The following is an 18,611-nucleotide window of genomic DNA, read 5'->3' as shown; positions in this document are numbered from 1 at the left end:
CATGCACCGCATCGGAGCAGCTGTCCTGCTCACCGTCGTCCTGACCGCCGGCTGCGGCGTCCAGTCGGGCACGACCGACCTCGAGCGCGCCCGGATCGGGCTGGACAGCGTGGACGGGCGGGTGGGCGACCTGCGGCTGCTCAGCGTCTCCATCGCCTCGCCCGGTCCGCGCGGCAGCACGCACCTCGCCGGGGACACCGCCGCGCTCCTGCTGACGGTGGCGAACGACGGTCAGGACGACGACGTGCTCACCGGCGCCGAGACCGCCGTGGCCGAGAAGGTCGTGTTCCGGGACGGCGACGGCGCGGCGGAGGAGCGGCTCGACGTGGCCGTGCCCGCCGGTGGGGTGGCCGTGCTGCGGGAGGTCACCGGGGCGCACCTGGAGCTGACCCAGCTGCGCGAGACCTTGCGCAGCGGCTTCAGCGTCCCGGTGACGTTCGAGTTCCGCGACGCCGGCGCGGTGACCCTCTCGGTGCCGATCCGCACCTACGAGGGCGTGCGGCCCGACCGACTGGTCGAGCACTCGTCCTGAGTGGGCAAGGGGGGAGTTGAACCCCCACGTCCTTTCGGACACACGGACCTGAACCGTGCGCGTCTGCCATTCCGCCACTTGCCCTGGCGAGGGAAAACACTAGCAGCCCCGGATCGCGGACCCGCGAAGGGCCTGGTTGGACGACGCCCACCGGGGCGTCGCGCCTTCCTGGCCGGTCCGTGGTGGTACGCACGGCTACGATCCAAGAGGGGATCACGACTCAGACCGTCGGCGGCGAGCGCAAGGGAGCGACTGTGGGTGTGCTGCAGCGCTTCGAGCGACGACTCGAGGGCATGGTCGGTCTGGCCTTCGCTCGCATCTTCAAGGGCAAGGTCCACCCGGCCGAGATCGCCAAGGCCCTGCAGCGCGAGGCCGACGAGCAGCGCAACGTCCTGGGCGAGGGCCGGGTGCTCGCGCCCAACGTCTACGTCGTCCGCCTCGGCCAGGTCGACTACGACAACCTCGCCGAGTGGTCCGACCAGCTCGCGGCCGAGCTCGCCGACATGGTCAGCGAGCACATCTCCGGCGAGGGCTACCAGACCTTCGGCGACGTCCAGGTGACCCTGGAGCAGGACGACGACCTCCCGACCGGCGTGTTCGAGGTGAGCTCGCACGTCGCCGACCCGTCCCGGCCGCCCTCGCGCGAGGCGCCGGTGCCCCCGGTGAACGGCTTCCCCAGCGTCGCGCACCCGGCTCTCCCGCCGCTGCCGCCGATCCGCGGCCGGGTGGCCACCGACACCGGCCGGCAGTCGCCGTCGGTCTCCGGCCGGGCCGGCACGCGGATCCAGCACGTGCTCGTCGTCGACGGCCCGGGCACCAGGCACGTCCTCTCCTCCGGCCGCAACGTCATCGGCCGCGGCACCGAGGCCGACATCCGGCTGCCCGACACCGGCGTCAGCCGCAAGCACGTCGACGTCGTCCTCGACAGCGGCACGGCGATCTGCGAGGACCTCGGCTCGACCAACGGCACGCTCGTCAACGGGCGGAGGATCACCCGCCAGCCCCTCGCGGACGGCGACGTGATCCGCATCGGTCACTCGGTGCTGGTCTACCGGCAGGACGGCGCGTGAAGGCGCTCCGGCGCTCGGCAGCGGCCGGAGCGGACCCCGAGGGGATCGCCGCATGACCGCCGAGATCGTGCTGCAGATCTTCCGGTTCGGCTTCCTGCTGCTGCTCTGGCTGTTCATCTTCGCGGCCTTCCGCGTGGTCCGGGCCGACCTGTTCGGCGGCCGGGCCGGCCGGGTCTCCTCGGTGCCCCCGCGGGCGGCCCAGCAGCCCAAGAAGAAGGGTCAGCGCGGCCCGCGCACGCTCGTGGTCACCGCCGGGCCGCTGTCCGGCACCAAGATCACGCTCGGCGAGCAGCCGATCCTCATCGGCCGCGCCGACGACTCGACCCTCGTGCTCACCGACGACTTCGCCAGCTCGCGGCACGCCCGGCTCACCAACCGCGGCGGCCAGTGGTACGTCGAGGACCTCGGCTCCACCAACGGCACCTACCTGGACCAGCAGCGCGTGCAGGGCCCGCTGCTGGTCCAGCCGGGCCAGCCGATCCGGATCGGCCAGACGGCGCTGGAACTGCGGACATGACCCTGGTCCTGCGCTACGCCGCGCGCTCCGACCGCGGGCTGATCCGCGGCAACAACCAGGACTCGGTCTACGCCGGGCCCCGGTTGCTCGCGGTCGCCGACGGCATGGGCGGGCACGCGGCCGGCGACGTCGCCAGCAAGGTGGTCATCGCCGCGCTGGAGCACCTGGACGACGACGCCCCGTCCGGCGACATGCTCCAGTCGATGCGCGCCGCGGTGTTCGAGGGCAGCGAGCACCTGCGCGAGGTGATCCGCGAGGCGCCCCAGCTCGAGGGCATGGGGACGACGCTCACCGCGATCCTCTTCGCCGGCGGCCGGCTGGCGCTGTGCCACGTCGGCGACTCCCGCGCCTACCTGCTGCGCGACGGCGAGATGTCGCAGATCACGCACGACGACACGTTCGTGCAGACGCTCATCGACGACGGCCGGATCACCCAGGAGGAGGCGAACAGCCACCCGCAGCGCTCGCTGCTGCTGCGCGCCCTCAACGGCCAGGACGTCGAGCCGGACCTCTCCATGCGCGAGGCGCGCGCCGGCGACCGCTACCTGCTCTGCTCCGACGGCCTGTCCGGCGTGGTGAGCGAGGAGACCCTCGCCGACGCCCTCAAGGACCCCGATCCGCAGTCGACCGCCGACCGGCTCATCGAGCTCGCCCTGCGCAGCGGCGGCCCGGACAACATCACGGTGATCGTCGCCGACGTCATCGAGGTGGAGGGCGGCCACCCGGCGCTCATGGAACCCGTCGTCGACGGCGCCGCCGGCGACAACGTGGGCCAGCGGCAGGTCGACAACCGGTCCGCCGCGGGCCGCGCGGCGCTGGCCGATCCGCCGCCACCCCCGCCGCCGGCGATGCCCAGCTCGGTCAGCCCGCCGCCGCGCCGCCGGCGCCGGATGCGCTGGGCGTTGATCGCGCTCGGCCTCGTCGTCGTCCTGATCGGCGCCGGGGTCGGCACCTACGCGTGGGCGCTGCAGCACTGGTTCGTCGGTGTCGAGGGCTCCGGCCAGGACGAGAACGTCGCCGTCTTCCGCGGGCTGCACACCTCGCCGTTCGGCGTCGACCTGTACCGGGTCGACTCGAGCACCGACCTGGCCGTGAGCGACCTGACCCCCGACTACCGCAGCCGGGTCCGCGACGGCATCGAGGCCAACGACGCGGACGACGCCGCGCGCATCCTCGCCACCCTGCGCGCGCACCGGCTGCCCCTCTGCCGGACGACCGGCAAGGAGGAGCCGGCGTCGCCGACGACGGCGAGCCCGACGGTCGGCCTGCCCTCCGGCACGCTGCCCTCGGACACGCTGCCCTCCGACACGTCGGCGTCGGGCTTCCCGGTGCCGACGGGCAGCACGGCGACCGCCTCCTCGACCACCCGGACCTCGTCCGCCGAACCGGGAGTGAACTGCCGGGAGGAGAACTGATGGCTGGCCCGGGAACCGACCCGCGAGGGACGGCGACCGGCCCGGCGCCCAAGCGCCGCGGTACGGAACTGGCCCTGCTTGCCTTCGCGCTGGTCATCACGCTGGCCGCGCAGTGCATCGTCGACCTGACCGTCACCGGGTCGCTGCGCCCCGAGCTGGCCGAGTTCGGCATCTGGATCACCGCGCTGTGGACGGCGGCCCACCTCGCGATCCGCAAGTGGGCGCCCTACGCCGACCCGCTGCTGCTGCCCGCCGTGGCCCTGCTCGTCGGGCTGGGGCTGTCGGTGATCCACCGGCTGGACCTGGCCGACGCCCAGAACGGCAGGGGGTCGGAGAGCGCGCCCACCCAGCTGATCTGGGCGACGATCGGCGTGGCCCTGTTCGTCGCCGTCCTCGTGGTGATCCGCGACCACCGCGTGCTGGCCCGCTACGCCTACATCCTCGTGCTGGCCGGGCTGGTGCTGCTGGCCATCCCGGCGATCCTCCCGGCGCGGTTCTCCCAGATCAACGGCGCCAAGCTGTGGATCCTGGTCGGCGGCTTCTCCATCCAGCCCGGTGAGTTCGCCAAGATCTGCCTGGTCATCTTCTTCGCCGCCTACCTGGTCGACAAGCGCGACGTGCTGGCGCTGGCCAGCCGCCGGGTGGTGGGCCTGGAGCTCCCCCGCGGCCGCGACCTCGGTCCGGTGCTGGTCATCTGGGGGCTGTCGATCCTCGTGCTCGTCTTCGAGCGCGACCTGGGCAGCTCGCTGCTGCTGTTCGGCATCTTCGTGGTGATGCTCTACATCGCCACCGAGCGGGCGAGCTGGCTGGTCATCGGCCTGCTGCTGTTCGCCGCCGGCGCGTTCCTGGCCTACCAGGTGTTCGGCCACGTGCAGCAGCGCGTCGACGTCTGGCTCGACCCGTTCAAGTACAAGAGCACCGACGGCTACCAGCTGGTCCAGTCGCTGTTCGGCCTGGGCACCGGCGGGCTGTTCGGCGCCGGGCTCGGCGGGGGCCGCCCCGACCAGGTGCCGGTGGCCAAGAGCGACTTCATCGCCTCTGCGATCGGCGAGGAGCTGGGCCTGTTCGGCCTGGTCGCCGTGATCATCGTCTACCTGATCCTCGTCGAGCGCGGGCTGCGCACCTCGCTGATCGTCCGGGACGCCTTCGGCAAGCTGCTGGCGGCGGGCCTGTCCTTCGCGATCGCCTGGCAGGTGTTCGTCGTCCTCGGTGGCGTCACCGGGCTGCTGCCGCTGACCGGCCTGACCACGCCGTTCCTGGCCTACGGCGGTTCCTCGCTGGTGGCCAACTTCGCCCTGGTGGCCCTGCTCGTGCGGATCAGCGACGCCGCCCGGCGGCCGGCGGCACCGCCGGCCCCGCAGCCGCCGCGGCTGGGTGAGGCGCCCACCGAGGTGGTCAGCACGTGAACGCACCGCTGCGCCGGGTCTCCATCAGCGTGCTGGTCCTGTTCACCCTGCTGATCATCAACGTCAACATCATCCAGGTGGTGCGCGCCGACAAGCTGCGTACCGACCCGAGCAACACCCGCGTGCTCATCGAGGAGTACAGCCGGGAGCGCGGGTCGATCGTCGTCCAGGGCGGCACGGAGATCGCCAAGTCCACGCGCACCGACGACCGGCTGGCCTACCTGCGCCAGTACTCGAACGGGCCCGTCTACGCGCCGGTCACCGGCTACTACTCGCTGGTCTACAACACCTGGGCGCTCGAGCGGTACGAGAACGACGTCCTCGCCGGCAACGACCCGCGGCTGTTCGCGCGGCGGCTGGCCGACCTGTTCACCGGCCGCGACCCCTCCGGCGGCGACCTGGTCCTCACCCTCGACCCGACCGTGCAGCAGACGGCGATGGACGCCCTCGACGGGGTGACCGGCGCGGTCGTGGCCCTCGACCCGAAGACGGGGGCCATCCTCGGCCTGGCCAGCACCCCCACGTACGACCCGAACCAGCTGTCCAGCCACGACCCCGCGGCGATCCGCGCCTACGGCAACCAGCTCGGCCAGGCCAACCCCGACCCGCGCTCGAACCAGGCGATCAACCAGCGCTACTCCCCCGGCTCGGTGTTCAAGACGATCATCTCGGCGGCCGCGCTGAGCAACGGCTACACCCCCGAGACGACGATCCCGGCGCCGGACCTGCTGACGCTGCCCGGTACCCGCACCACGCTGGAGAACTACAACGGCGAGTCCTGCAACGGCGGCGCCGACCAGTCGCTGATCGACGCCTTCACCATCTCCTGCAACACCGCGTTCGCCCAGCTCGGCATCGACCTCGGCGAGGACAAGGTGCGCAGCATGGCCGAGGCGTTCGGCATCGACGACGAGGGCTTCGACATGCCGCTGCCCGTCGTCGGCAGCACCATCGGCGAGATCGAGAACGACGCCCAGCTCGGGATCAGCTCCATCGGCCAGCAGGACGTGCAGATCACCGCGATGCAGGGCGCGATGATCGCCGCGGCGGTGGCCAACAACGGCACGCTCATGCAGCCCTACCTGGTCGACCAGGTCCGCGCCCCGGACCTCACGGTCATCGACCAGACCGACCCCGAGGTCAAGAACAAGCCGGTCTCCCAGCAGGTCGCCGGTGAGCTCCAGCAGATGATGGTGAGCGTCGTCGAGCACGGCACCGGCCGGAAAGCCCGCATCCCCGGTGTCACTGTCGGGGGCAAGACGGGTACCGCAGAGGTCGGCGACGGGCAGAATCCGCACACCTGGTTCGTTGGGTATGCCGGGGAGGGCGATCGCCAGATCGCCATCGCCGTCTTCATCAAGAACGGTGGGCAGAGCGGCACCGAGGGCACCGGCACCGGAGGCGACATCTCCGCGCCGATCGCCCAGCAGGTGATGTCTGCCTACCTCGGGGAACAGGGGGGCTGATGGCGCTGTCGCTGGGCACCCTGCTCGCCGGGCGCTACGAGATCACCGCCCCCATCGCCGTCGGCGGCATGGGCGAGGTCTGGCAGGCGCGCGACCGGGTCCTCGACCGCACGGTCGCGGCCAAGGTGCTGCGCAGCGAGTTCACCGGCGACCCGAACTTCCTGGCCCGGTTCCGCAACGAGGCCCGGCACACCGCGGCGCTGACCCACCCGAACATCGCCTCGGTCTACGACTACGGCGAGACCGTCGACGAGCGCACCGGCACGAACCTGGCCTTCCTCGTCATGGAGTTCGTCGACGGGCAGCCGCTGGTGACGATCCTGCACGAGGAGGGCCGGCTCCCCGTCGACTGGACCCTGCACGTGCTCGGCCAGTCCGCCGAGGGCCTGTCCGCCGCGCACCGGGCCGGGGTCGTCCACCGCGACATCAAGCCGGGCAACCTGATGGTCCGCCCCGACGGCGTGGTCAAGCTGACCGACTTCGGCATCGCCCAGGCCCGAGACGCCGCGCCGCTGACGCGCACCGGCATGGTCGTCGGCACCGCGCAGTACCTCTCCCCGGAGCAGGCGCAGGGCTTCGAGGTCACCGCCGCCTCCGACGTGTACTCCCTGGGCGTCGTCGCCTACGAGTGCCTGACCGGCGGCCGGCCGTTCGACGGCACCTCGCAGGTCGCGATCGCGCTGGCGCACATCAACCGCCCGCCGCCGCCGCTGCCCGCCGAGGTCCCGCGGGCGGTGCGGGAGCTGATCGAGCGGGCCCTGGCCAAGGACCCGGCGCAGCGCTTCGCCGACGGCGCGGAGTTCGCCGCGGCGATCCGGGCCGTGGCCGCGTCCGGGGTCTCCCCCGGCGGCGCCGTGCCGGCGACCGGCGCGACCACCGAGGTGATCGCCGTCCCCGAGGGCGCCACCCGGGTGAGCGCGACCGGCGCGGCCGCCGCGGTCGCCGGGGGCCCCAGCACCGCGCCCCGCCCGATGCCACCGCTCCAGCGGCCGGAGGACGACGAGCCCTACGCCTGGGACGACGAGCCGCAGAAGCCCAGCCGGCGCTGGATCTGGGTGGCCGCCATCGTCGCGGTGGTGCTCCTGCTCGGCGGCGGCGGGTGGCTGCTGCTCAGCAGCAACGGCAACGACTCCGGCGGCAACGGCGGCAGCACGACCAGCTCGTCGGCAACGGGGACGACGCCGGCCGGCACGGTCGCCATCGACACCAACGGCTTCATCGGCGAGGACTTCGACACGGTGCGGGCGCAGCTGGAGGGCGCCGGGCTGAAGGTCACCCGGGCCGAGGCGACCGACGCGCAGCTCGAGGCGCTCGGCCGGGGGCTCGACCCGAACTCCGTCGCCGGCTCCGACCCGGCGAACACCACCGTCCCGGTCGGCTCGTCCGTCACGCTGTTCGTCGCCTCCGAGGGCTTCACGCCGGACGACGGCTCCGCGCAGACGACGCAGCCGCACCGGACCACCGAGCCGCCGTCGTCCACCTCGAGCTCGTCGTCCTCGACCACCTCGACGTCGACGTCCACGACCACCACGTCGACCTCGACGTCCACCTCGCCCTCGACGGACACGGCGCCGGGTTCGTCGGTGCCACCGGACAGCCCGCCGGTCGATCCGGGTGGTGACGCGGCGGGTGCGGCGGGTGGGACGGGGTGACCGACGCCCTGCCGGATTCCCCGGATCCGGCGGCTCGTGCCGTTAGGCTGCCCGACGGCCCCCTCCGGCCTCGGCCGGGCGCCCCGCGGGGCGTGCACGGCACCACCCGAGAGGACCCTTGATGACCAGCCCGCAGGTGCTCGGCGAGCGCTACGAGATCGGCGGGGTGCTCGGCCGCGGTGGCATGGCGGAGGTGCACCGCGGCCGCGATCTCCGCCTGGGCCGCGAGGTCGCCGTGAAGGTGCTCCGTCAGGACCTCGCCCGCGATCCCTCCTTCCAGGTGCGCTTCCGCCGCGAGGCGCAGGCCGCCGCCTCGCTCAACCACCCGTCGATCGTCGCGGTCTACGACACCGGTGAGGACCGCACCGCGCTGGGCGCGACGCCCTACATCGTCATGGAGTACGTCGAGGGCGAGACGCTGCGCGACGTCCTGCGCCGCGAGGGGGTCCTCGACCCCGACCGGGCGATGGAGCTGGCCGCCGACATCTGCGGCGCCCTGGACTTCAGCCACCGCAACGGCATCGTGCACCGCGACGTGAAGCCCGGGAACGTGATGATCACGCCCCAGGGCACCGTCAAGGTGATGGACTTCGGCATCGCCCGCGCCGTCTCCGACTCCGCCGCGACGATGACCTCCACCGCGGCCGTGATCGGCACGGCGCAGTACCTCTCCCCCGAGCAGGCCCGCGGCGAGGGCGTCGACGCCCGCTCCGACGTCTACTCGGTGGGCTGCCTGCTCTACGAGCTGGTCACCGGCACCCCGCCGTTCACCGGCGACTCCCCCGTGGCCGTCGCCTACCAGCACGTCCGCGAGGACCCGAAGCTGCCGTCGTCGATCAACCCTGCGGTGCCGCCGGAGCTCGACGCGATCCTGCTCAAGGCCATGAGCAAGAACCCGGCCAACCGGTACCAGTCGGCCGCGGACATGCGCAACGACCTGCTCCGGGCCCTGGCCGGGCAGCGGGTCGAGGCGACGCCGGTCATGGGCGAGAACGAGAAGACGACGCTGCTCGCCGCCGCGCCCGCCGGCTACGGCTACGGCCGGGACGACGACGACTGGGGCGACGAGGACGACGAGGCCGCGCGCCGCAAGCGCCGGAACCGGATCATCGCCCTGGTCACCGTGCTCGCCGTGCTGCTCGTCGGGGGCGCGATCACCGCGTTCGTCCTGCTCAACAACAAGGACGACAACACCCCGCCGAGCGCCACCCAGGTGACCGTGCCCAACGTGGTCAACGTCGCGGTGGCCGACGCCCGCACCCAGATCGAGGCCGCCGGGCTCACCGTCGGCGCCGTGACGCCCCAGCCCAGCACCGACCAGCAGAAGGGCCTGGTGCTCTCCACCAACCCGGCCGGCGGCGCCAAGGCCGACAAGGGCGCCAAGGTCGACGTGGCCGTCGGCGCCGGCCCGAACACCCAGGCCATCCCCGCCGTCATCGGCCTGGACGTCCAGGACGCCAAGGACAACCTCACCGGCGCCGGTTTCACGGGGAACATCAACACCGAGCAGGTGGACAGCCTCAAGCCCGAGGGCCAGGTCGTCGCGATCGACCCGGCTCAGGGCAGCCAGGCCGCCCTCGACGCCGCCATCACCCTGTCGGTCTCGGACGGCGACGCGCCGATCCCCGCGGTGGTGGGCCAGCAGCAGGACGCGGCCCAGAAGGCGCTCAAGGACGCCGGGTTCACCAACGTGACGGTCAAGCAGGTCGAGGACGCCTCGCAGCCGGCCGGCACGGTCACGGCTGTCGACCCGGGGCAGAACACCCAGGCGACCGCGGACACCGCGATCACCCTCTCGGTGGCCTCCGCGCCGACGAAGATCACGATCCCGCCGTCCATCGTCGGCAAGACCGAGCCCCAGGCACGGGCGATCCTGCAGCAGGCGGGCTTCACGAACGTCACGTCGCTGCAGACCGAGCCCCCCAACGGCGAGGCCCCCGGCACCGTCGTCGGCTCGGACCCGCAGCCCGGCACCCAGGCGGGCAAGGACGACCAGATCACCCTCCTGGTCGTCGGACCCGCCTAGGGCCCGCCCAGAGACGCGACGAGGGCCCCTTCCCACACCGGGAAGGGGCCCTCGTCGCGTCCGGCCCTCAGGCGGGCAGCAGGCGGCGCATCCCGGCCTCGGCGGCCGCCACGGTCGCCTCGTCCGGCGCGAGGCCGCAGGCGGCCAGCCAGGTGGCCAGCATCCGGTGCCCGCCCTCGGTGAGCACCGACTCGGGGTGGAACTGCACACCCTCGATGGGCAGCTCCCGGTGCCGCAGCGCCATGACGATGCCCGACGGCGTGTGCCCGGTGACCTCGAGCTCGTCGGGCACGGTGGCCGGGTCGACCGCGAGGGAGTGGTACCGGGTGGCGGTGAACGGCGAGGGCAGCCCGGCCAGGACGCCGACGCCGTCGTGCACGACCTCGCTCGTCTTGCCGTGCAGCAGCTCCGGCGCGCGCACCACCTCGGCGCCGAAGGCCTCCGCGATCGCCTGGTGGCCCAGGCAGACGCCGAAGACCGGCGTCCCGGCCTCGGCCGCGGCGCGGACCATGGGCACGGTCACGCCGGCGCCGGCCGGCGTGCCGGGGCCGGGGGAGAGCAGCACCCCGGCGACGTCGAGCTCGGGCAGCTCGTCCACGGTGACGGCGTCGTTGCGGCGCACGATGCAGCGCACGCCCAGCTGGCCCAGGTACTGGACGAGGTTGTAGACGAAGCTGTCGAAGTTGTCGACGACGAGGACGGGCCGGTTGTCAGGCACGCCTCAGGTGTACACGGCTAGTGCGCCTCGGCGTACTGCAGGTCCAGCGAACCGGTGAACTTCGGCAGGGTCACCTGCGACTTCGCCTTCACGGAGAAGGTCAGCCCGAAGGCGTCCACGGCCTGCTGGAGCAGGTCCACCTGCGGCGAGGCGGCCAGCTGCGCCTTGACGGCGTCGACGTCGCCGATCGCGGTGATGACGAACGGCGGGGAGTACGTCCGGCCCTGCAGCAGCAGCACGTTGCCCACGCACCGGACGGCGCTGGTCGCGTCGAGCCGCTGGTCCATGATCGCCACGCCGTCGGCCCCGGAGGCCCAGACGGCGTTGACGACCGCCTGGACGTCGCTCTGGTGGATCACCAGGTCGTCGGGACGGGCGTTGGCCGGCAGGGTGCCGTCGGGCCGCGTGGGGGCGTCGTCGAGGGTGATCTCCACGCCGGGCCCGGTCAGCGCGACCAGCCCGGCCGAGACCGCTCCCGAGTCGCCCTCCTGCTTCGCCTGGGCGACGCCGGAGTTGCGGGAGGCGGCCTGGTCGGTGAGCTGCTGGATCTGCTGCTGCAGGTCGGCGAACTGCTGCTCCTGGCGGGCGATGGCCCCCTGCCGCTGGGAGATGAGGCCGGACAGCTCGGTGACGTCGCCGGCGCGCAGGTCGGTGCCCTGGGCGGTGCGCCCCGACGTGGCGAACAGCAGCCCGGCGGCAAGGGCGACGACAGGGACGAGCGCGGCCCATCCCGAGGGACGACGGAGCCTGGGGATGCGGGCCACGACACCTCCTCGGGACACTGGACGGGGACGGCACGTCGGGTGGCTACGGCACGGTGGTCCGCCACCGCCGTCCACTTCCAGCTTAGGCTGGAGGGCAGCAGTGGCCGGGGACGACGAACCGGCCCCCGGAGGGAGTTCGCACGTGCCCAAGTCCAAGGTGCGCAAGAAGTCGGTCTACACGCCGCCGAGCGACGTGCTGGCGCGCGGCTCGCGGGCCAAGGCGGTCCAGCCCAGCCCGCGCTGGTACGCGATCCTCATGGTCGCGCTCATGCTCATCGGCCTGGTGTGGATCGTCGTGTACTACGTGGCCGGCGACAAGATCCCGCTCATGGTGTCCCTCGGCGCCTGGAACTTCGCGATCGGCTTCGGCGCGATGGTCGTCGGGCTGGTCATGTCGATGCGCTGGCGCTGACCGCGCCGCTCGGTCTCCGAAGGCCCTCGTCCCCCACCGGGGACGGGGGCCTTCGTCGTCCCCGGGGTTGTGGATGCTGTGCACAGCCGGGCGCTTCGTCCACAGGTCGACATGGCGCCCTACCCCCAGGGTTGTCCACCGCGTGTGGAGAGAGGGACGGGGTCGTCACACCGCTGACCTGCGCAGACGCCGCAGAAGGGACGGATGTGACGACCTCGCCATCGTCGTAACTACACCGATGTGAGTCTGTCCCCAGCTGTGTACCCAGCTGTGGAGAAGTCGACTTGTACTCCCCAGCGACGCGGTGACCTGCGGATTCGCCGGCCGTCCCCAGGGGTAAGGCAGGCACCGGTAGCTGCACCTGGTGGACGGGCGTCGTCCCGGGGCGGGCGCCCTGGGAGCCTGGGGACGTGCAGTGGTCACCGCGGCCGGCCGAGACGGCCGCCCTCGCCGTCATCGGGCTCGGTCTGGCGCTCGCCGTCGTCCTGGTCGACTCGGCGGGCCGGCTGCTCGTCGGTGCGGCCGCCCTGCTGGTCCTCGGGCTCGCGGCCCGGGACGCGCTGCTGCGGCCGAGGCTGTCCGCCGGTGCCGACGGCGTCGTCGTCCGCACGCTGGCCGGGCGCCGGCACCTGCCGTGGCACGGGCTGCGGGTGCAGGTGCGGGCCACCAGGCGGTGGGGCGTGCGGGGCCGCACGCTCGAGCTGGACACCGCCACCGGCCCGGACGACGACGGCGTCCTCGTCCTGCTCGGCCGCCGCGACCTCGGCGCCGATCCCGAGGAGGTCGCCCGGGTGCTCCGGGGCCTGGCGGCCTAAAGGACGACGACCGTCGGGACGGTCAGGGCGACCACGACGAGTGCGACGGCGAGGACCGCCGTACCGGCGATCTGCAGCGACCTCGTGCGCTTGGTCAGGACGAGCACGGCCATGGCGAGCGCACCGGCCACGAACCCACCGATGTGACCGACGAGCGAGATGCCCGGGATGACCACGCTGATGACGACGTTGAGCGCCACCAGCGTGACGATGCCGCGCAGGTCCTGCCGCTGGGCGAGCATGAGCACGCCGAAGGCGCCCATGAGCCCCCAGATCGCCGTGGAGGCACCGGCCACCGCGGAGACCGTGAAGAGCTGGACCGCGGCCGCGCCGCCGAGGATGGACACCCCGTACACCGCCAGGTAGCGCCAGCGGCCCAGCGCGCGCTCCAGCTCGGACCCGAACACCAGCAGCGCCAGCATGTTCAGCGCCAGGTGGAACGGGCCGAGGTGCAGGAAGGCCGCGGTGATCATCCGCCACCACTCGCCCGCGTCGACCGCCGGCGGGAACTGGACGAGCGCGGCGCCCAGCGGGGAGACGTAGTTGCGGGTGAGCGGGTTGCTGCCGACCGTCGCCGCGGAAATCGCCGTCGCGACGTACACGGCGACGTTGATCCCGATGAGGACGAGGGTCACCGGCCCCCATCGCCGGCCCGCCGCCCGCAGCCCGCCGCTCTTCGGCGCGCGGGCACCCGCCTGCCCGGCCCGGACGCACTCCGGGCACTGGAACCCGACCGAGGCCGGGACCATGCACTCGGGGCAGATCGGCCGGCCGCACCGCGTGCAGACGATGCCGGTCGGGCGCTCCGGGTGCCGGTAGCAGGTGGTGGTCGGCGGGGCCGGCTGGGACTCGCTCAGCTGCGCTGCACCTCCACCGACTGGAGCACGACGTCCTCGACCGGGCGGTCGTTGCGGCCGGTGGCGACCTTCGAGATGCGGTCGACGACGTCGCGGCTCTCCTCGTCGGCGACCTCACCGAAGATCGTGTGCCGCATGTTCAGGTGCGGCGTCTTGCCCACGGTGATGAAGAACTGGGAGCCGTTGGTGCCGGGGCCGGCGTTGGCCATGGCCAGCAGGTACGGGCGGTCGAACTGCAGCTCGGGGTGGAACTCGTCCTTGAACTGGTAGCCGGGGCCGCCGTAGCCCTGACCCAGCGGGTCACCGCCCTGGATCATGAAGCCGTCGATGATCCGGTGGAAGATCGTGCCGTCGTAGAGCCGGTCGGTGGTCTTCTGCCGCGACTCGGGGTGCGTCCACTCGCGACGCCCCTCGGCCAGGTCGGCGAAGTTGGCCACCGTCTTGGGGGCGTGGTCGGGGAACAGGTTCACCCGGATGTCGCCGTGGTTCGTGTGCAGGACGGCGCTGCGCGCCGGAGCAGTCGATTCGGTCACGACGTCCACTCTCCCACTCGACGGTTGTTCCACGGGAAACGGCCGTCGATCAGCTCTCTCCCGTCCAGCAGGCGAACACGCCGGCGGCGAGCAGCCGGACGACGTCGATCCGCCGCTGGTGGCCCGCCCCCAGGTCGTCGGGGAGGGCGGTGGCGTCGACGGTGAGCACCAGGTTGTCCTTGACCGCGACCAGGACGCCGCCCGGCGCGCTGTAGGCCCGCGCGCCGAAGCCCTGCTCCGGGGCGGTGGCGCCGACCTGGGTGCGGAGAGCGTCGAGCTCTGCGCCCGCGGCGTCGACCGACGGCGCGACGGTCACCGCCAGCACGAGCGTGCCCATCGGGACGGCGTAGGTGCACGTGTAGACGTGGTCGGCCCAGGCGGACTGCGGGGTCGGTGTGCTGTCCAGGTCGAGGGCACCCGTGACCTGGCTGCGGATCTCGTCGCTGCAGATCATCGTGGCCGAGGACGGCGGTGTGGGGCTCGCGTACTGCTCGGCTGCCACCGACGGGTCGACCGTCGTCGCGGTCGCCGACGTGGTGGCCGGCGTGGTCGGGGCCGCGGACCGGGCCGCGTCGGAGCAGCCGGTCACGAGCAGGGCGAGCAGGACCGCGACCACCACGCGCGCTCCCGGGCCGACGATCCGCACGGGAACCATCCTGCGCCCGCGGTCGCCCGCACGGGGAGGTTCAGCGAGCCGACGGATGACGTCGAGGAGTGGAGACGAGGGGAATCGAACCCCTAACCCCCGCCTTGCAAAGGCGGTGCTCTGCCAATTGAGCTACGTCCCCGTGAGCTGTCCCCGGCGAGCGGGGAGGGAGCTCAGCGGGCGGTCGGAGTGCTGACCGCGCCCGGGCCGCTGGTGGCCTCGTGCCACAGGTCGGCCTCGGCCTTGCCTGCGGAGCGCTTGCGGATGGCGGTGATGGCTCCGGCGATGACCGCCGCGAATGCCAGCTTCTTCAGCACGCGTCGAACCTCCTCGCAGCACGTCGCGCCGCGGGACGCGCGTGCGTCTCGGCACCGGGGGCGCCGGCACACGGGTGGGCCTGGGAGGACTTGAACCTCCGGCCTCATCCTTATCAGGGATGCGCTCTAACCGTCTGAGCTACAGGCCCGTGAACCTCGAACAGCTTACCTGGGTTCGTTCTCGGCCCTGGAGCCCCCCTCAGTCCCGCTCGGAGAGGGTGAGCTCCAGGCCGCCGACCAGGTCGGAGCAGAGGTTGTAGATGAACGTGCCGACGGTGCACAGCGCCGTCATGAGGATGACGTTGATCGCGCCGATGACCGCCGCACCGCCGAACACGATGCCGGGGGTGATGACGTCCTTGCCGCCGCCCGAACCGGAGGCGCTGCCCAGCTGGCCGAACAGGTCGTTGAGGGTGTCGAAGACGCCGAGCGCGGACAGGACGCCGTAGAGGATCCCGACCGCAACCATCCAGATGAAGAACAGCGCGATCGACAGCACCAGCGAGATCTTGAACGCCGACCAGATGTCGATGTGCCGCAGCTGCAGGCGGGCCCGGCGCGGACCGCGACCGGCGGCCTTGCCGCCACGCCCGCGACCCTGTGCCTTCTTCGCGGCCGGCGCGGAGCCGGTCGGCGTGCCGGCGGTGCCGGTCGGCAGACCGCCGCCCTGCGCCCGCAGACCTCCGGTGCCCGGGATCGCCTGCGTGGTCGAGACGGATCCCGGCGCCGGTTCCCCGGCAGCGGTGTCCTGCGTGCGCACCGAGCTCTGCCGGTCGCTCATCCCGATCTCCCAATCCCCGGCGGCTCGCGCCGTCCGCTCGCTGCCCGACCGCCCAGGGTGACGGTTCTCCCGCCACCCTGGAGCGGTCCAGCTCCGTGACTCGACAGGCCCCGGTCCGTCCGTCGCAGGTTACGTCGCGAGGCCGGGCACGCGCCTGTCATCGGGGATCACCCTAGGCTGTGGCCTCGTCATTGTCCGTCGTACGGGCGATCGCCACGATGCTCACGTCCTCCGGCAAGTTCATGAGCTTGACACCCATGGTGGCACGGTCCTTGTTGTGCCGGACGCCGTTGACCGGGGTGCGGATGACGCCGCCACCCGACGTGATCGCGTAGAGCTCGTCGCCGAGCGTGACCGCCAGCGCGCCGACCAGGTTGCCCTTGCGGGCCTTCGGGTCGGCGGTCAGCACGCCCTTGCCGCCACGGCCCTGCGCCGGGTAGTTCTCGATACCGGTCCGCTTGGCGAAGCCGCGCTCGGTCGCGACCAGGACGTCGACGCCCTCCTCGACGACCATCATCGACAGCAGGGCGTCGTCGCCGACCAGCGAGATGCCACGGACGCCCTCGGTGGCCCGGCCCATCGGCCGCAGCGCGGTGTCGTCGGCCTTGAACCGGATCGACATCGCCTTCTTGGTCACCAGCAGCAGGTCCTGCTCGGGGTTGATCAGCGCCGCGCCGACCAGCTCGTCGCCGTCGCGCAGGTTGATCGCGATGACGCCGCCGCTGCGCGGGGAGTCGAAGTCGGTCAGCCGGGTCTTCTTGACCTGACCGTTCGCCGTGGCCAGGACCAGGTACGGGGCGACCTCGTAGTCCTTGATCTGCATGACCTGGGCGATCCGCTCGTCGGGCTGGAACGCCAGGATGTTGGCCACGTGCTGACCGCGCGCGGTCCGGTTGGCCTCCGGCAGCTCGTAGGCCTTCGCCCGGTAGACCCGACCCTTGTTCGTGAAGAACAGGATCCAGTCGTGGGTGGAGCCCACGAAGAAGTGGTCGACGATGTCGTCCTGCTTGAGCTGGGCCCCCATCACGCCCTTGCCGCCGCGGCGCTGCGACCGGTAGAGGTCGCTCTTCGTCCGCTTGGCGTAGCCGGTGCGGGTGATGGTGACGACGACCTCCTCCTCCGCGATGAGGTCCTCGATGGAGACGTCGCCCTCGTTCGGCACGAACTTGGTGCGGCGGTCGTCGCCGTACTTGTCGACGATCTCCTTGAGCTCGTCGCGGACGATCTGCCGCTGCCGCTCGGGCGAGGCGAGGATCGCCTGAAGGTCGGCGATGCGCGCCTCGAGCTCGGCCAGCTCGTCGTAGATCCGCTGCCGCTCGAGGGCGGCCAGGCGGCGCAGCTGCATGTCCAGGATCGCGGTGGCCTGGATCTCGTCGATGTCCAGCAGCTCCATCAGGCCGGACCGCGAGGCGTCGGCCGACTCGCTGCGCCGGATGAGGGCGATGACCTCGTCGAGCATGTCCAGCGCCTTGGCCAGACCGCGCAGGATGTGCGCGCGCTCCTCGGCCTTGCGCAGCCGGTAGCGGGTGCGCCGGACGATGACGTCGATCTGGTGGTTGACCCAGTGCCGGACCAGCTCGTCGAGCCGGAGGGTCCGGGGGACGCCGTCGACGATCGAGAGCATGTTGCAGCCGAACGTCGTCTGCAGCTGGGTGTGCTTGTAGAGGTTGTTCAGCACGACCTTGGCGACGGCGTCGCGGCGCAGCGTGATGACCAGCCGGCGGCCGACGCGGTCGCTTGACTCGTCGGCGATCTCGCTGATGCCCTGCAGCCGGCCGTCGCGGACGGAGTCGGCGATCGCCTCGGCCAGGTTGTCCGGGTTGACCTGGTACGGCAGCTCGGTGACGACGAGCTGCACGCGGCCGCGGGAGTCCTCCTCGACGGTGACGACGGCGCGCATCTTCACCGAGCCGCGGCCGGTGCGGTACGCGTCCTCGATGCCGTCGCGGCCGACGATCAGGCCGTAGGTCGGGAAGTCGGGGCCCTGGATGCGGGCCATGCACGCGGTGAGCGCCTCTTCGGCCTCGGCGTCGGGGTGGTCGAGCATCCAGAAGACGGCGTCGGCGACCTCGCGCAGGTTGTGCGGGGGCATGTTGGTCGCCATGCCGACCGCGATGCCGGCCGAGCCGTTGATCAGCAGGTTGGGGATGCGGGCGGGCAGGACCAGGGGCTCCTGGTTCTTGCCGTCGTAGTTCGGCTGGAAGTCGACGGTCTCCTCGTCGATGCCGGCCAGCATCTCCATGGCCAGCGGGGTCAGCCGCGCCTCGGTGTACCGCATCGCCGCGGCCGGGTCGTTGCCCGGGGAGCCGAAGTTCCCCTGGCCGTCGATGAGCGGGTAGCGCATCGACCACGGCTGGGCCAGCCGCACGAGGGCGTCGTAGATCGCCGAGTCGCCGTGCGGGTGGTAGTTACCCATGACCTCGCCGACGACGCGGGCGCACTTCACCGTCGCGCGGTCGGGGCGGAAGCCCTGGTCGTACATCGCGTACAGCACGCGCCGGTGCACGGGCTTGAGCCCGTCGCGGACCTCCGGGAGGGCGCGGCCGACGATCACGCTCATCGCGTAGTCGATGTAGCTGCGCTGCATCTCCTGCTGGAGGTCGACCGGCTCGATGCGGTCGCGGGAGGGGGTCTCCGTCACGGTTCAGATCTCCACAGTCACATACACAGAGGTGGATAAAGTC

18 protein-coding genes and 3 tRNA genes are annotated in these 18,611 nt (G+C 72.2%); 10 read left to right on the top strand and 11 right to left on the bottom strand.

What is annotated here, in order from left to right; all coding sequences use genetic code 11:
• The first annotated feature begins 1 nt into the window (after nt 1).
• Nucleotides 2-532: a copper chaperone PCu(A)C gene (locus GGQ55_RS08690; protein ID WP_179716093.1), complete on the top strand. Its 531-nt coding sequence runs from the start codon at nt 2-4 to the stop codon at nt 530-532.
• A 1-nt stretch (nt 533) separates the two neighbouring features.
• Here GGQ55_RS08690 and GGQ55_RS08685 read toward each other — a convergent pair.
• Nucleotides 534-616 (bottom strand) — tRNA-Leu (locus tag GGQ55_RS08685).
• Nucleotides 617-786: 170 nt separating this feature from the next.
• Here GGQ55_RS08685 and GGQ55_RS08680 point away from each other — a divergent pair.
• The 7 genes from GGQ55_RS08680 to pknB all read left to right on the top strand — a co-directional run bounded on the left by GGQ55_RS08680 (nt 787) and on the right by pknB (nt 10,084).
• Nucleotides 787-1,602, top strand: a complete 816-nt coding sequence (locus GGQ55_RS08680; RefSeq protein WP_179716092.1) for an FHA domain-containing protein — start codon at nt 787-789, stop codon at nt 1,600-1,602.
• Nucleotides 1,603-1,654: 52 nt separating this feature from the next.
• Nucleotides 1,655-2,119, top strand: coding sequence for an FHA domain-containing protein FhaB/FipA (locus GGQ55_RS08675; RefSeq protein ID WP_179716091.1), 465 nt, complete (start codon nt 1,655-1,657; stop codon nt 2,117-2,119).
• On the top strand, nt 2,116-3,534 hold the full coding sequence (locus GGQ55_RS08670) for a PP2C family protein-serine/threonine phosphatase (protein WP_179716090.1): 1,419 nt from the start codon (nt 2,116-2,118) through the stop codon (nt 3,532-3,534). Before GGQ55_RS08675 ends, GGQ55_RS08670 begins: the two co-directional genes overlap by 4 nt.
• Nucleotides 3,534-4,940 carry an FtsW/RodA/SpoVE family cell cycle protein gene (locus tag GGQ55_RS08665; protein ID WP_179716089.1) on the top strand — a complete coding sequence of 469 codons (1,407 nt, stop codon included), beginning with the start codon at nt 3,534-3,536 and terminating at the stop codon, nt 4,938-4,940. Before GGQ55_RS08670 ends, GGQ55_RS08665 begins: the two co-directional genes overlap by 1 nt.
• On the top strand, nt 4,937-6,406 hold the full coding sequence (locus GGQ55_RS08660) for a peptidoglycan D,D-transpeptidase FtsI family protein (RefSeq protein WP_179716087.1): 1,470 nt from the start codon (nt 4,937-4,939) through the stop codon (nt 6,404-6,406). The genes GGQ55_RS08665 and GGQ55_RS08660 overlap by 4 nt, the downstream gene beginning before the upstream one ends.
• On the top strand, nt 6,406-8,058 hold the full coding sequence (locus tag GGQ55_RS08655) for a protein kinase domain-containing protein (protein ID WP_179716085.1): 1,653 nt from the start codon (nt 6,406-6,408) through the stop codon (nt 8,056-8,058). Before GGQ55_RS08660 ends, GGQ55_RS08655 begins: the two co-directional genes overlap by 1 nt.
• Nucleotides 8,059-8,179: 121 nt before the next feature.
• The gene (pknB, locus tag GGQ55_RS08650) at nt 8,180-10,084 is read left to right on the top strand and encodes a Stk1 family PASTA domain-containing Ser/Thr kinase (protein ID WP_179716084.1); all 1,905 of its coding nucleotides are present in this window, start codon (nt 8,180-8,182) and stop codon (nt 10,082-10,084) included.
• A gap of 67 nt (nt 10,085-10,151) precedes the next feature.
• Here pknB and GGQ55_RS08645 read toward each other — a convergent pair whose 3' ends face one another.
• A complete protein-coding gene (locus GGQ55_RS08645) occupies nt 10,152-10,802 on the bottom strand; it encodes an aminodeoxychorismate/anthranilate synthase component II (RefSeq protein ID WP_179716082.1) in 651 nt (216 codons plus the stop codon).
• A 17-nt stretch (nt 10,803-10,819) separates the two neighbouring features.
• The gene (locus tag GGQ55_RS28265; protein WP_179716080.1) at nt 10,820-11,566 is read right to left on the bottom strand and encodes a DUF881 domain-containing protein; all 747 of its coding nucleotides are present in this window, start codon (nt 11,564-11,566) and stop codon (nt 10,820-10,822) included.
• 142 nt (nt 11,567-11,708) lie between these two features.
• Between GGQ55_RS28265 and crgA the strand changes: the two genes are divergently transcribed.
• Both crgA and GGQ55_RS08630 read left to right on the top strand, forming a co-directional pair.
• A complete protein-coding gene (crgA, locus tag GGQ55_RS28260) occupies nt 11,709-11,978 on the top strand; it encodes a cell division protein CrgA (RefSeq protein WP_179716078.1) in 270 nt (89 codons plus the stop codon).
• Between the two features lie 410 nt (nt 11,979-12,388).
• Nucleotides 12,389-12,793, top strand: coding sequence for a PH domain-containing protein (locus tag GGQ55_RS08630; RefSeq protein ID WP_179716071.1), 405 nt, complete (start codon nt 12,389-12,391; stop codon nt 12,791-12,793).
• Here the strand turns inward: GGQ55_RS08630 and GGQ55_RS08625 are convergent.
• The 8 genes from GGQ55_RS08625 to gyrA all read right to left on the bottom strand — a co-directional run bounded on the left by GGQ55_RS08625 (nt 12,790) and on the right by gyrA (nt 18,568).
• Entirely contained in the window at nt 12,790-13,542 is a 753-nt protein-coding gene (locus GGQ55_RS08625) for a rhomboid family intramembrane serine protease (RefSeq protein WP_179716069.1), read from the bottom strand. The genes GGQ55_RS08630 and GGQ55_RS08625 overlap by 4 nt on opposite strands.
• 104 nt (nt 13,543-13,646) lie before the next feature.
• Entirely contained in the window at nt 13,647-14,183 is a 537-nt protein-coding gene (locus tag GGQ55_RS08615) for a peptidylprolyl isomerase (RefSeq protein WP_179716067.1), read from the bottom strand.
• A gap of 49 nt (nt 14,184-14,232) precedes the next feature.
• A complete protein-coding gene (locus GGQ55_RS08610) occupies nt 14,233-14,829 on the bottom strand; it encodes a hypothetical protein (RefSeq protein WP_179716065.1) in 597 nt (198 codons plus the stop codon).
• Nucleotides 14,830-14,898: 69 nt separating this feature from the next.
• Nucleotides 14,899-14,971 (bottom strand) — tRNA-Ala (locus GGQ55_RS08605).
• Nucleotides 14,972-15,002: 31 nt separating this feature from the next.
• Complete coding sequence (locus GGQ55_RS26835) at nt 15,003-15,146, bottom strand: DLW-39 family protein (protein WP_179716063.1); 144 nt, start codon at nt 15,144-15,146, stop codon at nt 15,003-15,005.
• A 75-nt stretch (nt 15,147-15,221) separates the two neighbouring features.
• Nucleotides 15,222-15,295 (bottom strand) — tRNA-Ile (locus GGQ55_RS08595).
• Nucleotides 15,296-15,345: 50 nt separating this feature from the next.
• The gene (locus GGQ55_RS08590; RefSeq protein WP_179716061.1) at nt 15,346-15,927 is read right to left on the bottom strand and encodes a DUF3566 domain-containing protein; all 582 of its coding nucleotides are present in this window, start codon (nt 15,925-15,927) and stop codon (nt 15,346-15,348) included.
• Nucleotides 15,928-16,099: 172 nt separating this feature from the next.
• Nucleotides 16,100-18,568, bottom strand: coding sequence for a DNA gyrase subunit A (gene gyrA / locus GGQ55_RS08585; RefSeq protein WP_179716059.1), 2,469 nt, complete (start codon nt 18,566-18,568; stop codon nt 16,100-16,102).
• Between the last annotated feature and the right edge of the window lie 43 nt (nt 18,569-18,611).

The sequence above is a fragment of the Petropleomorpha daqingensis genome (assembly GCF_013408985.1).
GTDB classification, from domain to species: domain Bacteria; phylum Actinomycetota; class Actinomycetes; order Mycobacteriales; family Geodermatophilaceae; genus Petropleomorpha; species Petropleomorpha daqingensis.
Note: the sequence above shows the minus strand (reverse complement) of the source record. Positions and strands in the feature narration are given on the sequence as shown.